We start from the raw sequence: 15,798 nt of genomic DNA on the forward strand, positions 1-15,798 counted from the left end.
CTACGCGCGGGCCCCGATTCGCCGTTCGATGACCGACAGCGCGAACTCGGCCCACCGAATGTTCTCCTGCTCCAGGGAGATTCCGCGCAATAGCGTCAGATACGGACCGACCCGGTCGACTTCGGCGAGGTATGCCTGTTCGCTGCGCCCGCCCAGCATCCGGGTGCGCAGCCGCTCGTAGCGGGCCAGTCGCGCCCGCGACCATTCCTGTTTGGCGGCGACGGCGGCCCGCACGGCCGGGGCGTCCTCGGGTTCCATGGCCTGGACCTTCACCATCATCTCGTCGCGGATGGCGGTGGGTTTGGCCGGCTCGGCGATGAATTCGCGCAACGCGGCCCGGCCGGCGGGGGTGATGGCGTGCAAGCGTTTGGTGGGGCGGCGTTCCTGTTCGACGACGCGGGTCTCGATGAGCCCGTCGGCGGCCATCCGCTCGAGTTCCTTGTACAGCTGCTGCGGGGTGGCGACCCAGAAGTTCGCCACGGGGGCGTCGAAACCCTTGGCCAGGTCGTAGCCGGAGGCCTCACCGTCCAGCAGGGCGGCCAGCACCGCGTTTCGTAGCGCCATCAGGTCAGGCTAACTGATCAATTAATTGACTGTGCGCGGCCGATGCGGCGCCGGAGGCTCAGCCGATCCAGGCCCGGAGGCGCGGCCGCGCGCCGCACCCCCGGGTTCGCGGCGCGCTACTTGGCCGAGAGGCTGCTGAGCAGGCCGGCGAGCGGGTTGCTCGCGGACGAGCCGGTGCCGGGGCCGGGGATCGGGGTGCAGTCCACGACGTCCACGGTGATGGTCTTGGTGCTGATGACTTCCTGGATCGCCTTCAGGGTGTGCGAGCCGACGGTGGTCGGGGTCCAGGAGAAGACGGCCTGGCTGTTGGAGACCTTGGCATTGCCGACCGAGGCGTCGTTGTCGCTGAGGGAGACATCGAACAGGAACGAGGTCGGGGTGACGGCGACGGTCACGGTGGTGGCCTTGTTGAGGCAGACCTTGGCGTCGCTGACGGTGATCGAGTTGACCAACGCGCTGGCGTTGGGGGCGGTCAGCGCGGCGACGGCGGCCGCTGCGCCGATGGCCGTCGCGCCGATGCCGGCGCGGTGGGAATTCTTCATGAAAGTGTGCTCCTCACTTATCGCCCACAACTGCGTGAGCGATGAGAAACGATAGTGCTTCACTGCTGCTGACGAGGCGCTTTCCACGCATCCCGGGGGCCGTCGGCCGACCCGCCGAGGCGAATTATGCGCGCGGAGCATTCTTCTCATGCGCAACCATGCGTAGCGGATTGTTTGCTACACACCTATCTTGGAGTCCATATCGCTCTACCCGCTCATGCTCACCCACCCCCAGCAGGAGTTCGTAGATGGACATTTCAGCTCGCCGCCGGAACGGCTCCGGACATCGTGCCACCAATTTGCTGACCTGGCGCAAGCGCAGCCTGCCGGTCATCGCAGCCATCGAAGCAGGCGGTCCCGACGCGGCCGAGCTCACCCGGTGCTACGACTCCGACGAGCCGCTGGATTCGGGCGCGGTCGCGCGATTGACGACCATGCTGGACGACGAGAGCGGGCACGACGCCGCGATGGAACAGGCCGAGCGCTATCTGTCCCAGGCGATCGATGGGGTACCGGCGGAACAGATTTCCGAGGACCTCCTCGCACCGGCCCACGCCGCCACCCATCGGGAACTCTGATGGCGATCGTGTCTCCCCGCCACCGGGTCGGTGACGGCAGCGCCCACGCGAAAGTCATCCTGATCGGGGAACACACGGTGGTGCACGGCAGTGCGGCCATCGCACTGCCGATTCCCGCCATGACCGCGCACGCGCGAGCCGCTCACGCGTCGAATTCCGCTGCCGCGCGGCTGGTTCCGGAAGGGAGGCCCGGAGTTCTCCGCATCGGCGGTCCCGGCTTCCGCCCCCGTACCGGTCCGGAGCTCGCCGTCGACGCGGCCCTGCGGCGCTGGAAGATCACGGGCACGCCGCTCACCGTGCGCACGGACACCCGCATACCCGTCGCGCGCGGCCTGGGCTCCAGTGCGGCCGTGACCGCGGCGGCCATCCGCGCCACCGCCGCATTGGTCGAACAATCGCTCAGCGACACGGATCTGGCCGCCTTCGTCCAAGTCGGCGGGCAGCACTCGCACGGGCGGGCCGGCGGCGTCGACGCGGCGGCCGCGGTCTCCCGCGGCCCCATCCAGTTCCGGGCGGGCGTCCATGCGCCGATCCCGATCGCTGGGCGGGCCTTGCTGCTGGTCGCGGACACCGGTGTCGGCGCGGGTACCCGAGAGGCGGTCGGCATCGCCTCGGCGCGGCTGACCGGGCAGAGCGGGCTGGAGCTGCTCCGGTCGGCGGAGACGCTGACCGAGAGCGCCATTACCCAGCTGGCCCAAGGCGATTGGAAGGCAGTCGGGCGGTCGCTCACCGCATTCCACGAACTCCTCGCGAATCTCGGCGTCAGCAGCCACATCCTGGACCGGGGTGTCGCGGCCGCGCTGGAGGCGGGCGCACTGGGCGCGAAGCTGACCGGCGGTGGTCTCGGTGGATGCCTGCTCGCCCTCACCGATCACCCGGACACGGCAACCGGCATCCGCGAGCGGCTCCACCACAGCGGCGTCCGCCACGTGTGGACCCTTCCGATCGAAGGCAGCTCGAAATGACCACTGAAACAAGCGCTCTCGACACAAGCCCGGGCCTGGACGCCTCGGGGCGCTCCGTATGCCTCCCGGCTGGACCGTCGATGACGCCCGCACCGGCCGCGGTCCGGACCGATGTCGACTTCCACACCAGAGTGCCCCGCTACCAGGCGATCTCGTAGGAGTCCCGCGTGCCATCACTCGATACAGGGTCCGCGTTTTCCAGAATCCTGGGCTGGATGGAGGCCGCTTCCCTGGGCATCCGGGAGCACTTCCGCCCGCCCGTGTCCCGGGCGGCGCTGGCGAACTATCGCGCGGCTTTCGGGCGGCCGCTGCCGGATTCGCTGGTCGCCATGCTGTCGGTCGCGGACGGCACCGACGATGGCGGCTTCTTCCTGCACCGGCTGCTGGGAGTCGAGGAGATCATCGCGATCCAGACCCTGCAGGAGCGCACGGCCGAATCCTTCCGCCGCGCGGGCGTCGACTGCGACCGCTGGGTTCACTGCCCCGAACCGGGCGTGGTGTCGCGGAAGTTCTGGAAGCCCGGGTGGGTGCCGTTCACCGCGGACGACGGCGACTGCGGTTTCGCGGTGGACACCAGCCCCGGGCCGTTCGGCACCGCGGGCCAGGTCATCACCTACGGACCCGATCCGGCCGTGCGCGCGGTGGTCGCGCCGTCGCTGGCCGGGTTCTTCGAATTGATCAGCGCGCGACTGGATCGCGGGTCGGCGCTGGTGGACCCGCACACCGGTGCGGTGTCGCTGTGCACGCCCGCGGGCAGCGCGAACCTCATCGAGACACTGATGGGGTGAGCCCGCGGGCGTGCCGATCGGCGACGGCCTAGCCGGCGAGCAGGCCCTTGGCGATGTGGGTCACCTGGATCTCGTTGCTGCCCGCGTAGATCATGAGCGACTTGGCGTCACGGGCGAGCTGCTCGACCTTGTACTCGGCCATGTAGCCGTTGCCGCCGAACAGCTGCACCGCCTCCATGGCGACCTCGGTGGCCGCGCGCGAGGAGTACAGCTTCATCGCCGACGCCTCGGCCAGGGACACCTTCTCCCCCGCCGCGGTGCGCTCGATGGCGTTGAACACCATGTTCTGCACATTGATCCGCGCGATCTCCATCTCGGCCAGCTTGAGCTGGATGAGCTGGAACTGCGCGATCTCCTTGCCCCACAGCTTGCGCGACTTCGCGTAGTCGATGCTGAGCCGGTGGCATTCGTTGATGATGCCCAGCGCCAGCGACGCGATGCCGATCCGCTCGGCCGCGAACGACTCCTTGGCGCTGTCCTTGCCGTCGCCCTTGGCGGGGGTCTCGGTCTCGCCCAGCAGCCGGTCCGGGGTGATGCGGACATTGTTGAAGAACATCTCACCGGTCGGCGAGGAGTTCATGCCCATCTTCTTGAACGGCTTGCTCTGCGTGAAGCCCTCCATGCCCTTGTCGAGCACGAAGGTCAGCACCTTGCGGTCCCGCTTGTCGACGCCGTCGCCCTCGTCCAGCTTGGCGTAGACGACGGTGACGTCGGCGTACGGGCCATTGGTGATGAAGGTCTTCTGACCGTTGAGGATGTAGTCCTCGCCGTCACGGCGCACGTACGACTTCATGCCGCCGAACGCGTCCGACCCGGAGTCGGGCTCGGTGATCGCCCACGCGCCGACCTTCTCGAAGGTGACCAGCTCCGGCAGCCACCGCTGCTTCTGCGCCAGCGTGCCGCGGCTGCGAATCGTGCCCACGGTCAGCCCCAGGCTCACACCCATCGAGGCCACCAGGCCCAGGCTGATCCCCGCCAGCTCGCTATTGAGGATCACCCCCATGCTGCCCGACCCGCTGAACCCGCCACCCGACTTGCCGGGCTTACCGGTGTTCCCGCCCTCTTCCTTCGCGAACGCCTTCTCCAGGCCTTCCCTCGCCAGCTCGTCCAGCCCGAAGGTGGCATACAGCTTCCGGATGATGTCGAAAGGCGGCAGCGCCCCACTCTCCAGCTGCTCGACGTTGGGCTTGATCTCCTTGTCGATGAACCCACGCAGCGCGTCGCGGAACATCAGGTCTTCGTCGGACCACTGGTACATGTAGTGAACTCCCGAGGGCTCGCGGAACGGTTACCCCCGAATATAGAACACGTTCTACTTCGACTGAACGCCGCACGTGAGCTCATCAGGGCGATCCGGGTGAGGTGGCCGGTCTGTATGGTCGGTTGGGTCATGCTGATCTTCCTACTGGCGCTCGCGGGGTTCGCCTTCCTCGATTCCCTGCACGTCTTGAACATAGGGATCACCGCCGCGGTGGTCGTCGACAGCCGGCTGGGTCGTCGCTCACCGGTTCCCGGGGCTCTGAGCTTCATCGCAGGACTTTTCGCCGTCACAACAGCATTCGGGATCTGCACCGTATTGGGGCTCGGCTTCCTGACAGATCTCATCCACTTCGACATCACGCCGACCATTCGCTATTGGGCCGAACTCATCATCGGCGCGCTCCTGCTGATCCTCGGCGCACTTCGACTACCAAGCCACGCGGCCAACGAAATCCCACCCTGGGCCGTCGAGGCCAGACGACGACCACTACTCCTGGGCCTGATCGGAGCCGCGATCGGCCTCGCCCAAGCACCAACCGCGGTCCCCTACCTGGCTGCACTGGCGATGCTCACGATCCGAGAACCACGCCCGACCCTGTGGCCCCTGATCGTGGCCGCCTACTGCCTCATCGCCCTCTTGCCACCACTCCTGGTGCTGTTCGCCGCAACCCGCCGCTCAGCCCGCGTACAGCGGTTCTACCGGGGATTCGTCCGCGCCCTGACCCGCTTCGGCCCCATGTCGATTCGAGTCCTCTTCGTACTCTTCGGAGCCGCGCTCATCGTGGACGCACTTCGGAACTACTCGTCCTTGTAGGGTCCACTCCGTTCGGATTCCGTCGAAGATCAGCGCCCGCTCACGCCACTCATGCTCCCGCGATCTCGATGACGAAGATCGAGTTGCCCTCCGGATCGACGTACGGAGCTTTGCGACCGGCCGCACCGTCCGGCCCGACGAGAATGAACGGGCCCGGATCGATACCGCGTGAGCCGATTTCGGCAACGGCGGTCTCCAGGTCGGGAACGGCGATGTTCACCAGCGCCCGGCCGGCGCGCTCGGGGTCGACCACGATGTAGACGAACACGGTGTCGCCCAGCTGCCACATCGCTTCGATCCCGGGTGTCACCACAACATCGGCGGCGCGACCGAACAGGTGGGTGTACCAGTGGTCGGCTGCCGCGAAATCCGTTACCGCCAGGCCGAAGAACAGAGCGTTCGTGTTCATGACTCAACCAATCAGCGTCGGAGGGGTCGAGCCGTGGGTCAGTTGATCGCGGTCTCGTGGACGGAGTGCCACAGGTAGCCGTCCGGTTCGGCGGTCAACACCGCGGTCACTCGGCGCGCGGCGCTGCCGTTCCAGCTGTGATGGACTTCCAGGAAGCGAACCACGATCATTCCGCCCACTCGGTTCAGCTCGACAACCTCGTCGAGTTCGATCCGCAGACCAGGCACGGCATTCCGCGCCGTGCGCAGGCGCGCGAGGAGCGCCTCGCGCGCAACCACCGACCCGTCGGTACTCACCATGGTGAACCCCGGATCCTGCGCGGCGGCGAAGCGTTCGAACACCGCGAGCTCCGCCTCGCTACCCAGCCAGGCCGCGAGATCGTCGTGCAGGTTCTGAATCGCGATGCCGAGGTCCACGGTGCTGACTGCGCTGTCGTCGGTCACACCAGCGATCGTACGGACGGCACGCCGTCACCGGTCAGTCGAACCACTCGGGGTCGCCGCCCGCGATGAACCCGGACAGGACCGTCGAGTCTCGATGCGCCTCCTGCAACAGCGCCCCGAGTCGCTGGAGCGCCTCCGCGTCATCCCCATAGGCGACGAACATTCCAGCCTCGGGGTCATAGTTGAGCCGCTCCGCCAGCTCGGGCGCCCGCATCGCCACCGCGGACCGCGCGACACCGGCCCAGCCGTAACCGCCACCGTCGTAACCGAACTCGGCGAACACGGCCTCGGCGGAGAGCATGTGGTTGTCGGACAGCATCAGGCAGTAGTGCCCGGGCTTGTGGTCGTACTCGAAGAACACCAGCGGGGCGAAAGTCTCACGATCGGTCACGCCCCGGACCCTATCTGAGCACTCCGACATCGGGCCGCGGCGCGACTGGGTCCTGGCAGCTACTACTGCGCGTTCTTCCGGACGTAGAGCGTCTGGTGTGCGCGAGCGACCAGGGCGCCGTTCGAATCGACGATCCGGGTCTCATGCTCGGTGATGGATTTCGAGCCGTCGGCGGTGGTGCGGCGGATGTCGTCCATCAGTTCGTGGGGCATCAGCATGGTGGAGCGGACGGTGCCGCGGCCGGGGGCGATGAACTGGATGTCGGCGGTGGTGTTCCAGATCCGATAGCCCTGGCCGAGTTGACCGTGGGCCATCATTCCGAAGAACGGGTCGGTCATCGCGAACAGGGACCAGCCCGGTGCTGCGCCATTGTGGTTGGAGTTCCAGCGGCGCACCTTCAGGCTCACCTCGGTGGCGGTCCAGTCGTCGGCGAATCGGTCGACTCGTACTCCGAGGAACAGGAGGGACGGGGCGAGGTTCATGACCGTTCGGAGCCTGCGGGGTGTCAGGACGGCTGCCGGGATAGTCCGTCCTTCTAATCCCCCTGGTTTGAAACGCATTTCGCCACCCTACCGACCGGCATGGTGCGTACATCGGTTCGAGGTCGGGAAGGCCGTACCCTTCGGACATGACGCCGAGGGAACTGTTCTTCCAGCTGGGAGCCGATCGCCGACGGCAGGTTCACCTGTCGCTGTGCGAGGACGCGCTGTCGACCTGGATCGGCTACACCCGGGGCAAGCCTGCCCAGCTTCGCTACCGTGACTCGGTCGTCGGAATGCGGCATCACGTGGATGTCGAGCTTCCTGCCGACGCGCTGCTTTCCGCCTGCGCCGGCGAGGATCTCGCGGATGTCGGGAGCCGGTACCTCGAGCCCATCGCCGCGCTGCAAGACGACGATCTGACCTTCCCCGACCCGGTCGAGTTCGCGTACTACGCGATGTACAACTGCTTTCGCAAGTACGTCGGCGGCGATGACATCTCGGATTGGCTGATCGTCAACCAGGCCTTGTCGGTTCACGACGACAGCGAAGCCGCGTCACGTCTGACGCGCGCGATCGGCGATATCGATTCAACCGCGGGCGGGAACCCCGAGTGACTCGGAACGACCCGCCCGCCGCACCGAATCAGTTCCGGGCCTGGAAGATCCCGTCACGGGCGAGCCAGACCAGGGCCGGGGTGCCCATCTCGTCGAGCCAATCCGGAGGCTGCGGGGCGGTGAAGGCCGCGGCCATCGCCTCGAACCAGGCTGTGAAGGACGGGAAGTCGGGCACGGCGTCGGCCTCTTCTTCCCACGCACCGTCCTCGACATAGCGCGCTCGCGGCTCGTCCTGGTGGTGGTAGTAGACCGGGTACTCGCCGTCCGCGCCGGGCTGCGCGACATCGAAACACCACACCGCTTCATACCCGGCCTCAGCGAAACCGACCAGGTGATTGGTCGACAGGTACCGACCCGGCTCGCGACTGACGCCCTCGGGCATGTGCACCAGATCGGCGTTCAACTCGACCAGCTCCCCCTCGTCCACGAGCACGAACTCGCACTCGCGGTCGTCTTCCTCCCGAAGGCAGCGCAGCCGATTGTGCTCCGCCAGCAGCGCCCGGTAGCTCGGCGGAACCGACCACGCGACGGCACCGAAGTGCGGCTCCAGCAGGGTTTCTCGCGCCTGGACCGCATCGCTCGAAGCGGGATCGGACCCGTCGAGATCGAGCAGTCCCGCCGAGGCGGCCCGCCGCAGATCCAGCAGCGCGTCGCGAGGTGTAGCCATGTGTCCACTCCTGGTGTCCTTGGGTACATTTGCCCGCGGCCAGCTTAGGTCTTCCGTGCGGCAGGCGCCGGGGCTCGTGAATCGTCGCCATATCAGCCAGATCTGCGTGCGGCGATGAGTTTCGACGCCTGGCGCCGTCCACATCACCGAACACGCGAACCCCAATCGCGCATCGACGAAACGAAAGGGCCTCAACCATGGAGACCATCACCACCCCCGCCGGAATCGAGCTGGCCTTCGACCGCTACATCGGTGGGGACGCCGGGACGGTGATCCTGATCGGTGGCGCCTTCGGTGAGCGGAAATTCTCCAAGATGGTGAAACTGGCTGAGCAGCTTTCCGAAACGTACCGCCTGACCGTCATCAACTATGACCGGCGCGGCCGCGGCGACAGCACCGATACGCCGGGCGAGTACAACGCCGACAACGAGATCGACGACATCGCCGCACTGGTCGAGGCGGCCGGCGGGTCGGCGGCATTGTTCGGCTGGTCATCCGGAGCCGGTCTCGCGCTGCGGGCCGCGGCGCGGGTGCCGGGGATCGACCGGGTGGTCGCGTTCGAGCCGCCCTTCGTCGTCGACGACGAGAACTTCGTGCCCTCACCCGATCTGCAGGACCGGCTGCACGAGCTGATCGCCGCCGACCGGCGCGCGGAGACCGTCAAGTTCTACATGACCGAGGCCATGGGCATGCCACGCATGTTCACCGCGATCATGCGGTTCACGCCGATGTGGAAGAGCATGCTCGCCACCGCGCCGTCGACCGCCCACGACTGGGCCGTGATGGGGCCGTATATGCGCGGCACGGCGCTCGACGCCGCGGACTGGAGTGGGGTCACCGCACCGACCCTGGTCATCTCCGGGGCGAAGAGCGGCGCCCTGCTGCGTACCGGCGCGGCGGCGATCGCGGCGGTGCTGCCCAATGCGATTCACCGGGAGGTGCCGAAGTTGAGCCACAACCCGAACATCGGGCTCCTCGCCCCGGTCGCGGGCGAGTTCCTCACCGGCGCCGCGACCACCGGCATTCACTGACCAGCAAGTGGTTCGACGAGGGGGATGACGGCCCGCTCATTCCTCTTCGGCCAGCGCCGCGAGCCGATCCACCGATCCCCTCAGCATCTGCGGGGTGGTGGCTCGCGCCCTGACCAGGCGCTTCTCATCGGCGAGATTGGTCCAGTCGTAGGTGTGCCGCACGCGGGTCCGGTTGTCGCCCAACGGCTCCAGCTCCCAGCGCCACAGATGCCCGGGCGGCTGTGCGCCGGGTTCCGAAGGCAGCCAGGCGATTCGGCGCGCCTCCTCGAATTCGACGATCCGGTTCTGCCGGACGACTCCGTGGGTCAGCGTCATCTCGAAGACGTCTCCGACCGCCCGCACCCGTTGCCCGGGCTGCGCGTGGGCGAGATTGTCGTTCCCATCCCAACGGGGCTGCTGCGCCGGGTCAGCAATCAATTCGAAGATCCGCGCGGCCCCGGCGGCTACCTCACGCTCGGCGGACACGATTGTTGTGGGGTTCCCGATGTCGCTCATACCCCGATCGAACCACCCTGGGGGTCGCCCACCGTCGTTGGGGAAGCCGCCATGCGGCATGAGACCTCGGTCCGTCATAGTCGAGGGTGCCGGCTGGAAACTCACTGGTGACCGTTCCCGTTCGACATTACTGTTGCGCGCGTTATGAATCAGTACGAGATCCGCGCCGACTTCGACCGTGACACCATCGTCGTCTATCAGGCGTTCAACGACGCCATCGCCACCGCGGCCGTCGGCGCGCAGCGGTTCATCGAGCCCTTCTCACTCAACCGGATGACCTGGATCAAACCGTCCTATCGGTGGCTCATGCATCGCAGCAACTGGGCCCGCAGCCCCGGGCAGGAACGCATACTCGCCGTTCGGATCACCCGTACCGGATGGGAGGAGGCGCTCGGTCGCGCGGTGCTGACCAGTCCGGAGCGGCGGGTGTACGCCGATGCCGCGCAGTGGCGGGAGCAGTTCGAGAATGCGGTCGTGCGAGTGCAGTGGGATCCGGAGTATTCGATCCGCAATGTGAAGCTCGACCACAGGAGCATTCAGGTCGGCCTGTCGCGCACCATCATTCAGCGCTACGTCGACGACTGGATCGTGGAGATCCGCGACCTCACCACCCTGACGCACAAGATCTCCGCCAATCTGCGCGAGGGGCGGGTCGATCGCGCCAAGGATCTGCTGCCCCCGGAAAAGCGCTATCCACTCGCAGAGAATCTGGCGAAAAAGGTTGGCGCAGACTGATTTTCTGGAGCGGAGGCGCAAGTGATCATCTTCGAGTTCTCCCGCCACGAGGACGACCCCGATGACCTGGGGCCGACCGGGTTCGACTTCGGCGACATGGAAGTCGTCGGTGAGCTGGGCTGCGCCTCGTCCGCGGACGACGGCATGGGATCCATGATGATATTCTCGTCGGTCGTGATGTTGCTCGACGAGCTGAGCGCGCTGGTCGAACGAGGACGCGGCGGATTCCACTACATGGGAATGTCCTCGGGTTTCTCGCTCAACTTCACTCTCATGAAACGGCGGATGACTGTTCGCGCCCGCCGCGTCACGATTGTCGATGCGGACGCCGGGCAGGTCCTTGACGCGGTCTTGCAGGCCGCCAATGAGCTCGCCGCTCGCGAGCTGCCTCTACTCGAGCCGGACGACGGCGTGCGGACTGATGTCGAGGGCTCTATCGCGACATACTCACGGGCTATCCGGCGTTACGCACAAGCCGATCAGCGAGGCAGCGGCGGTAGCAGGATTGCAAGATCTCGGCCTCGTCGTAATCCCCGCCCTCCCATACCGGGCCCACGGTGTGGATAATGTGCGTGACCGGAGGATTGAGATCGAATGCGGGCGTTGCCATTGCATCTCCGGGTTCGCAAGGACCGATGGCACCACCCGCTCGGGCCAGCCGAGGCCCTGCGGCTCGATAGAGCGTTCGGGCTCCGAATCACCAGCCGCGCACCGATACCCCACGCGCACGCAGAGCGCTCATGACACGAGACCACTCGTCATCGGCATCTGCGATGGTCTTGTTGACCACCACGAGCTCTCTCAAGGCGGGAAGAGCGACGATCGCATCGAGGTCGCAATGCTGGTCTAACGCATCCACTCTGAGGTTCCGCAACCTGGTCAGCGGGGCGAGTGGAGCGAGACTGCACGCTTCGACGATCGAGTTGAGGTCGAGATCGATGAGTTCGGTGCACTGACCGATCCCGTCCAGACTCGTGATCGAGAAGTGCCGTCCGAAGTGCCACCACCCGGGGTAGAGCTGATAGATCTCACGATCGCCGTCCAAGCACAGATTCGTCACCTGCGCCAAGTCCTCGGACGTCAGTGGAAGTGTGAGCAGGAACTCCTCGAACTGTGGCAGGTGGTCGATTCCGAGGCGCTGGTGGAGGTCGTGCCAAGCCGGGCCGCCCGCCGAAGTCTGGTAGGCGCTGTATTCCTCCAGCAGGGAGGACAGCCAGTAGTAGTCACCGACGCGATCGGTGTATGTCTCATCGAGCAGCGCGAGTCGGAGGTTGCGATCAGCCAATTCGATACTTGTCACCGGCCGAATATACTGCCGCATCGATCGATCGCCGTTGGTCGACCAGTCTTTCCCTGGGCCGGAGTTCGTCTTTGGCCATCTGTAAATCCGCTGCTGTACAACGGGTTTCGACGAGGCACCCTCTCGACCGCTGCCGATCACCGCTCACCGGCACAAGCGGAGCGGTCCCGCCGGCGCGGTTTTGCGTGCAAACTCGTTTCCGGCACAGCAAGACGATGCCCGCGGTCATGGATTCGCCAGGGTGCGCGTAGTCGAGCAGTATCATCAGGGGCGAGCCAGTCGACGGTGCCGCCAGGCTTACCGATGCGCTGACCGGGGACAGCGTCGACGACAAATCTGACTGTGACGGGCGATATCGCCTGGTGGGACTCGGCCAGTGGCAATTTCCTGCTGGTCACCGGAAACGTACGGGCCCGGAATGTGGTGCTGTCGGGCTGTCCGAGTGTGTCCGGGGAATTCGAGACGGTCGGCGAGTCGTTCCACGGTATCGTCGGAGATTCGATTGTCCAGTGGCAGCACGTTTTTCGGTGAGAGAGGCTTTGGGCGGCAAATGAGGAGTCGTAATGCGGTCACGCACCAGATCGAGCGCGCATTCGCGGGCGCCTCGCTGCCACTCACCGAGGGCGAGCTTGCACCGCCGAGCATCGACGCGCCGTATGTCATCGCACATTTTCATGGCCGCTCGCGGGCGGATATCGACCGCTCGAGCTTTCTGCCCGGCCTGCACATGGAAGATTTCACGTACATGACCGCACGGGCCGTCGAGTACTACCTCCCGGCGGTTCTCGAGCTGATGCTGATCCAACCCTACGACTTCGAACTCTGGGTTCACCTCAACATCTATCTCGACAGTGCGCGACGCGACGACGAGACCACGCTGCGCGGCCTGCGCCCCGCGCAACACACGGCCATCGCGGACTGCCTCGAGCTCCTTTCGCAGGAGATCGGCGAGGCGGGAATCGGATTCGATCGACAGGACGCCGAGAACGCGGCGAAGCTGGAGCGGCTCTATCGGCAGCTGGCGGACCCCGCCACGTAACCCCTGTCGCCAAGTGCCCGCGCGCGAATCCAGCCGTGCATCAGCGGATCTCACGAAGTTACGGCCGCAACGGGACCCATATCGCTGTGGCCGAAACCCTCGCGTGCCGGTGGATGGTAGATCGGATCTGTCAGCAGACGACAGGCCGGACTTCGACCCGCTGCACGGTGATCTCGTGCTGGTCCACGGCACCCTCCCACAGGGCAACCAATGCGCCGCCCTCTTCTCTGGACTTGCGCATGTCGTGGACACAGAGGGCGAGCTCGTGCGGACTGGAGTCGCAGAACGCGCGCAGGTGCGCCCGCGGCGTCTTGTCGGTCAGCTCCGGCGGCGGGGTGTGGGCACGCGCGCGTCGTATTCGCCGCGGGCCTGTTCGACCTTGTCGAGGTTGACCGACCATTCGACGAGCGCAGCGAACAGGGGTGCGAGGCTGCGCCCCAATTCGGTGATCTCGTATTCCACCCGTGGTGGGACCTCGGGGTAATAGGTGCGTTCGACGAGCCCGTCACGTTCGAGTTGGCGCAGCCGCTGGGTCAGCACCTTGGACGTGATCGTGGTGATGCGGCGTTCCAGCTCCACGAACCGTTGCCGCCCAAAGGTGTTCAGCGTCCACAGAATTGGTGTGGTCCACCGGCTGAAGACGACATCGACCACCGGAGCGATCGGACAGGCCAGCTCCGGAGGCAAATCTTCCGTGATCTCGATCACTTCAGGGTCGCTTTCCTGTAGGTACCTACTGCCTTTCCGACAGTAACGTCCCGGGAACCATCGAGTGACAGGAGACGAAGATGATCGTGGTGACCGGAGCCACCGGAAACGTTGGAGGGCCGCTCGTACAGGCCCTCGTGAACGCGGGCGCACCAGTGACCGCCGTATCGCGCCGAGCGGCCGAAGCACCAGCCGGAGTTCGTTCCGTCCGAGCCAATCTGGCCGAGCCGGAAAGCCTCGAGCCCGCGCTCCGAGGCGCAGACGCATTGTTCGTGCTGACCGCCCCTGACTTCATGGTGAACGGCGATCTCGGTCAACTCATGAAGGTCACACGGAAGGCCGGCGTTCGACGGGTCGTATTGCTGTCATCCCACGGAGTGGGTACAAAGCGTCACTCCTCACACCTGGAAGATGCTGTGCGGCAGTCAGATGTGGAATGGACCATGCTGCGCCCGGGCAACTTCGACTCCAATGCGCTGCAGTGGGCGGATTCGGTTCGCGGGGAGCGAATGGTCGTGGCGCCCTTCGGCGATGTCGCGGTGCCGGCCATCGACCCCGTCGACATCGCCGAGGTCGCTGCGGTCGCGCTACGCGAGCCGGGTCACGAGGGTGCGATCTATACCCTGACCGGTCCGGAACCGATCTCGCCCCGGCAACAAGCCGCAGCGATCGGAGACGCGCTCGGCGAGCCGGTGCGATTCCTGGAACAGAGCCGTGAGCAGGCACGGACCCAGATGCTCGGATACATGCCGGAGCCGGTAGTCGAGGCCACTCTCGACGCTCTGGGAACACCCACCACCGCCGAGCGATCCGTCAGTCCAGATGTCGAACGTCTCCTCGCCCGCCCACCCCGCCCCTTCGCCGACTGGGCAGCACGCCACATCGCAGCCTTCAGATGAACCGATCACCAGCTGGTTCCGTCTGCCAGTCCAACAGCACTCACATCGGCAGTAGCGGACGTTCCGCCAGCGTCGGACCCGCACGGCCAGTTGATCTTCCGATGCCCAGCGCCGGCCGGTCCGGTCAGCGCGATCAGCGGCAAAAGAGCGCGTTGGCTACGCGGGGCTTGTGCCGTGTCCGGAACAGTTGATGCTGTAACCGTCTCCCGGGGTGGCGTGGAGCGGCGCAGACTGGTCGGTTCATATACCCTCCTCAGGTCCACTTCGGAAGAGTGCGATCCGGTGTGGCTCGCACTCTTCTTCGCGTCGATGTGTTGTGTGGGGTAGAGAGATGGCGAGTAGCGACGTCGAGCTGGCGGCTCGTTGGTGGCAGTGGGCGATGTCGGTGCCGAACGCCAAGAATCCGGTAGTGGACGAGACCGGAGAGTTCGCCGCGATCGATCAGCCGACGGATGTCTGGTTCCTGGCAGGCACTTTCGGTGGGCGAGTCGAGCGGCGTTGCACGATTCCGCACGGTCGGCCGATCTTCTTCCCGGCTTTCAACATGTTCCAGAAGGTTCCGGACGGATTGTTCGCGCGTGGCGAGGTGCCGGTGGCGCCCGCGGCGTCCGGTCACGCCGCATTGAACGGAGTGCCACTGCCCGTGCGAGCAGTGACCAACGACAAGGCATTCCGGATCACGGCGGCAGCGGGCGGTCCCTTCGGTCACACCGGCCGGTTCAAGGCCAAAGCTTGGGGTCTGTGGGTCCGTCTCGATGATCTCGCGCCTGGCGACTATGTCCTCACCTTCGGTGGCGAATACGAGCCTGGCGGCTTCTGGGTCGAGATCACCTATCAGTTGGAGATCCGCTAGTACTCCAGCATCACTTCGTGATGTTGTTGGGTAGCATAGGGTTTCGTGCTGGTTGATGAGGATCTGGCGGCGTGGACGGCTGGGCTTGAGGAGTTGTTCGCGCGGGTCGCGGGGCGGTTCCATCGAGCGGAGCCGCGGTTGCGGGCACGCGCGTATGTGCGGGGCCTGCTCGCGCCGCTGGCGGGGAAGAACGGCTGGACCCTGGCTGAAGCCGCGGGTGA

The 15,798-nt window shown here is 66.0% G+C and carries 22 protein-coding genes and 1 pseudogene; 11 read left to right on the forward strand and 12 right to left on the reverse strand.

All coding sequences use genetic code 11. From position 1 onward, the window contains the following. Together ABZ412_RS35445 and ABZ412_RS35450 are read right to left on the reverse strand one after the other, a co-directional pair. A complete protein-coding gene (locus ABZ412_RS35445; protein ID WP_357289573.1) occupies positions 1-564 on the reverse strand; it encodes a PadR family transcriptional regulator in 564 nt (187 codons plus the stop codon). 116 nt (positions 565-680) lie between these two features. Beyond that, positions 681-1,106, reverse strand: coding sequence for a hypothetical protein (locus tag ABZ412_RS35450; protein WP_357289575.1), 426 nt, complete (start codon positions 1,104-1,106; stop codon positions 681-683). A 248-nt stretch (positions 1,107-1,354) separates the two neighbouring features. Here ABZ412_RS35450 and ABZ412_RS35455 point away from each other — a divergent pair, with 248 nt between their 5' ends. The 3 genes from ABZ412_RS35455 (at position 1,355) to ABZ412_RS35465 (ending at position 3,437) form a co-directional block, all read left to right on the forward strand. Beyond that, on the forward strand, positions 1,355-1,684 hold the full coding sequence (locus tag ABZ412_RS35455) for a hypothetical protein (protein WP_357289579.1): 330 nt from the start codon (positions 1,355-1,357) through the stop codon (positions 1,682-1,684). Beyond that, the gene (gene mvk, locus ABZ412_RS35460; RefSeq protein ID WP_357289582.1) at positions 1,684-2,649 is read left to right on the forward strand and encodes a mevalonate kinase; all 966 of its coding nucleotides are present in this window, start codon (positions 1,684-1,686) and stop codon (positions 2,647-2,649) included. Before ABZ412_RS35455 ends, mvk begins: the two co-directional genes overlap by 1 nt. A 215-nt stretch (positions 2,650-2,864) precedes the next feature. Then, entirely contained in the window at positions 2,865-3,437 is a 573-nt protein-coding gene (locus ABZ412_RS35465; protein ID WP_357289585.1) for an SMI1/KNR4 family protein, read from the forward strand. 28 nt (positions 3,438-3,465) lie between these two features. Here the strand turns inward: ABZ412_RS35465 and ABZ412_RS35470 are convergent, their stop codons facing one another. After that, positions 3,466-4,695, reverse strand: coding sequence for an acyl-CoA dehydrogenase family protein (locus ABZ412_RS35470; protein WP_357289588.1), 1,230 nt, complete (start codon positions 4,693-4,695; stop codon positions 3,466-3,468). 132 nt (positions 4,696-4,827) lie between these two features. Between ABZ412_RS35470 and ABZ412_RS35475 the strand changes: the two genes are divergently transcribed. Beyond that, positions 4,828-5,511 carry a GAP family protein gene (locus ABZ412_RS35475; protein ID WP_357289590.1) on the forward strand — a complete coding sequence of 228 codons (684 nt, stop codon included), beginning with the start codon at positions 4,828-4,830 and terminating at the stop codon, positions 5,509-5,511. 49 nt (positions 5,512-5,560) lie between these two features. On the opposite strand, the gene ABZ412_RS35480 is transcribed toward ABZ412_RS35475, so the two are convergent. From ABZ412_RS35480 to ABZ412_RS35495, 4 genes are all read right to left on the reverse strand, one after another. Continuing rightward, positions 5,561-5,920, reverse strand: a complete 360-nt coding sequence (locus tag ABZ412_RS35480; RefSeq protein WP_357289593.1) for a VOC family protein — start codon at positions 5,918-5,920, stop codon at positions 5,561-5,563. A gap of 38 nt (positions 5,921-5,958) precedes the next feature. Beyond that, positions 5,959-6,363 (reverse strand): hypothetical protein, encoded by a 405-nt coding sequence (locus tag ABZ412_RS35485; RefSeq protein ID WP_357289595.1) that lies wholly within the window; start codon positions 6,361-6,363, stop codon positions 5,959-5,961. 34 nt (positions 6,364-6,397) lie between these two features. Next, the gene (locus tag ABZ412_RS35490; protein WP_357289598.1) at positions 6,398-6,754 is read right to left on the reverse strand and encodes an immunity 51 family protein; all 357 of its coding nucleotides are present in this window, start codon (positions 6,752-6,754) and stop codon (positions 6,398-6,400) included. 62 nt (positions 6,755-6,816) lie between these two features. After that, positions 6,817-7,236: a DUF4442 domain-containing protein gene (locus ABZ412_RS35495; protein ID WP_357289601.1), complete on the reverse strand. Its 420-nt coding sequence runs from the start codon at positions 7,234-7,236 to the stop codon at positions 6,817-6,819. A gap of 146 nt (positions 7,237-7,382) precedes the next feature. On the opposite strand from ABZ412_RS35495, the gene ABZ412_RS35500 reads away from it, so the two are divergent. Then, positions 7,383-7,850 carry a hypothetical protein gene (locus ABZ412_RS35500; protein WP_357289603.1) on the forward strand — a complete coding sequence of 156 codons (468 nt, stop codon included), beginning with the start codon at positions 7,383-7,385 and terminating at the stop codon, positions 7,848-7,850. 28 nt (positions 7,851-7,878) lie between these two features. Here ABZ412_RS35500 and ABZ412_RS35505 read toward each other — a convergent pair whose 3' ends face one another. After that, positions 7,879-8,517 (reverse strand): SMI1/KNR4 family protein, encoded by a 639-nt coding sequence (locus ABZ412_RS35505; protein WP_357289606.1) that lies wholly within the window; start codon positions 8,515-8,517, stop codon positions 7,879-7,881. A 197-nt stretch (positions 8,518-8,714) separates the two neighbouring features. Here ABZ412_RS35505 and ABZ412_RS35510 point away from each other — a divergent pair, with 197 nt between their 5' ends. Continuing rightward, the gene (locus ABZ412_RS35510; RefSeq protein WP_357289609.1) at positions 8,715-9,548 is read left to right on the forward strand and encodes an alpha/beta hydrolase; all 834 of its coding nucleotides are present in this window, start codon (positions 8,715-8,717) and stop codon (positions 9,546-9,548) included. Between the two features lie 36 nt (positions 9,549-9,584). Here ABZ412_RS35510 and ABZ412_RS35515 read toward each other — a convergent pair whose 3' ends face one another. Continuing rightward, positions 9,585-10,043, reverse strand: a complete 459-nt coding sequence (locus tag ABZ412_RS35515) for an SRPBCC family protein (protein ID WP_357289612.1) — start codon at positions 10,041-10,043, stop codon at positions 9,585-9,587. 144 nt (positions 10,044-10,187) lie between these two features. On the opposite strand from ABZ412_RS35515, the gene ABZ412_RS35520 reads away from it, so the two are divergent. Further along, positions 10,188-10,778 (forward strand): DUF4291 domain-containing protein, encoded by a 591-nt coding sequence (locus ABZ412_RS35520; RefSeq protein ID WP_357289615.1) that lies wholly within the window; start codon positions 10,188-10,190, stop codon positions 10,776-10,778. 454 nt (positions 10,779-11,232) lie between these two features. On the opposite strand, the gene ABZ412_RS35525 is transcribed toward ABZ412_RS35520, so the two are convergent. Beyond that, positions 11,233-11,436, reverse strand: coding sequence for a macro domain-containing protein (locus tag ABZ412_RS35525; RefSeq protein WP_357289630.1), 204 nt, complete (start codon positions 11,434-11,436; stop codon positions 11,233-11,235). A gap of 39 nt (positions 11,437-11,475) precedes the next feature. Continuing rightward, a complete protein-coding gene (locus ABZ412_RS35530) occupies positions 11,476-12,078 on the reverse strand; it encodes a hypothetical protein (RefSeq protein WP_357289617.1) in 603 nt (200 codons plus the stop codon). 502 nt (positions 12,079-12,580) lie between these two features. Here ABZ412_RS35530 and ABZ412_RS35535 point away from each other — a divergent pair. Beyond that, positions 12,581-13,117, forward strand: a complete 537-nt coding sequence (locus ABZ412_RS35535; RefSeq protein WP_357289620.1) for a hypothetical protein — start codon at positions 12,581-12,583, stop codon at positions 13,115-13,117. Positions 13,118-13,435: 318 nt separating this feature from the next. Here the strand turns inward: ABZ412_RS35535 and ABZ412_RS35540 are convergent, their stop codons facing one another. Continuing rightward, on the reverse strand, positions 13,436-13,825 hold the full coding sequence (locus ABZ412_RS35540) for a helix-turn-helix domain-containing protein (RefSeq protein ID WP_357289623.1): 390 nt from the start codon (positions 13,823-13,825) through the stop codon (positions 13,436-13,438). 80 nt (positions 13,826-13,905) lie between these two features. Between ABZ412_RS35540 and ABZ412_RS35545 the strand changes: the two genes are divergently transcribed. From ABZ412_RS35545 to ABZ412_RS35555, 3 genes and pseudogenes are all read left to right on the forward strand, one after another. Continuing rightward, the gene (locus ABZ412_RS35545) at positions 13,906-14,724 is read left to right on the forward strand and encodes an NAD(P)H-binding protein (protein ID WP_357289625.1); all 819 of its coding nucleotides are present in this window, start codon (positions 13,906-13,908) and stop codon (positions 14,722-14,724) included. A 331-nt stretch (positions 14,725-15,055) separates the two neighbouring features. Then, positions 15,056-15,577 carry a hypothetical protein gene (locus tag ABZ412_RS35550; RefSeq protein ID WP_357289628.1) on the forward strand — a complete coding sequence of 174 codons (522 nt, stop codon included), beginning with the start codon at positions 15,056-15,058 and terminating at the stop codon, positions 15,575-15,577. 63 nt (positions 15,578-15,640) lie between these two features. Next, a pseudogene (locus ABZ412_RS35555) lies at positions 15,641-15,798 on the forward strand (IS701 family transposase); the annotation flags it as partial.

This window comes from Nocardia sp. NPDC005746, from assembly GCF_040630785.1.
Lineage (GTDB): Bacteria > Actinomycetota > Actinomycetes > Mycobacteriales > Mycobacteriaceae > Nocardia.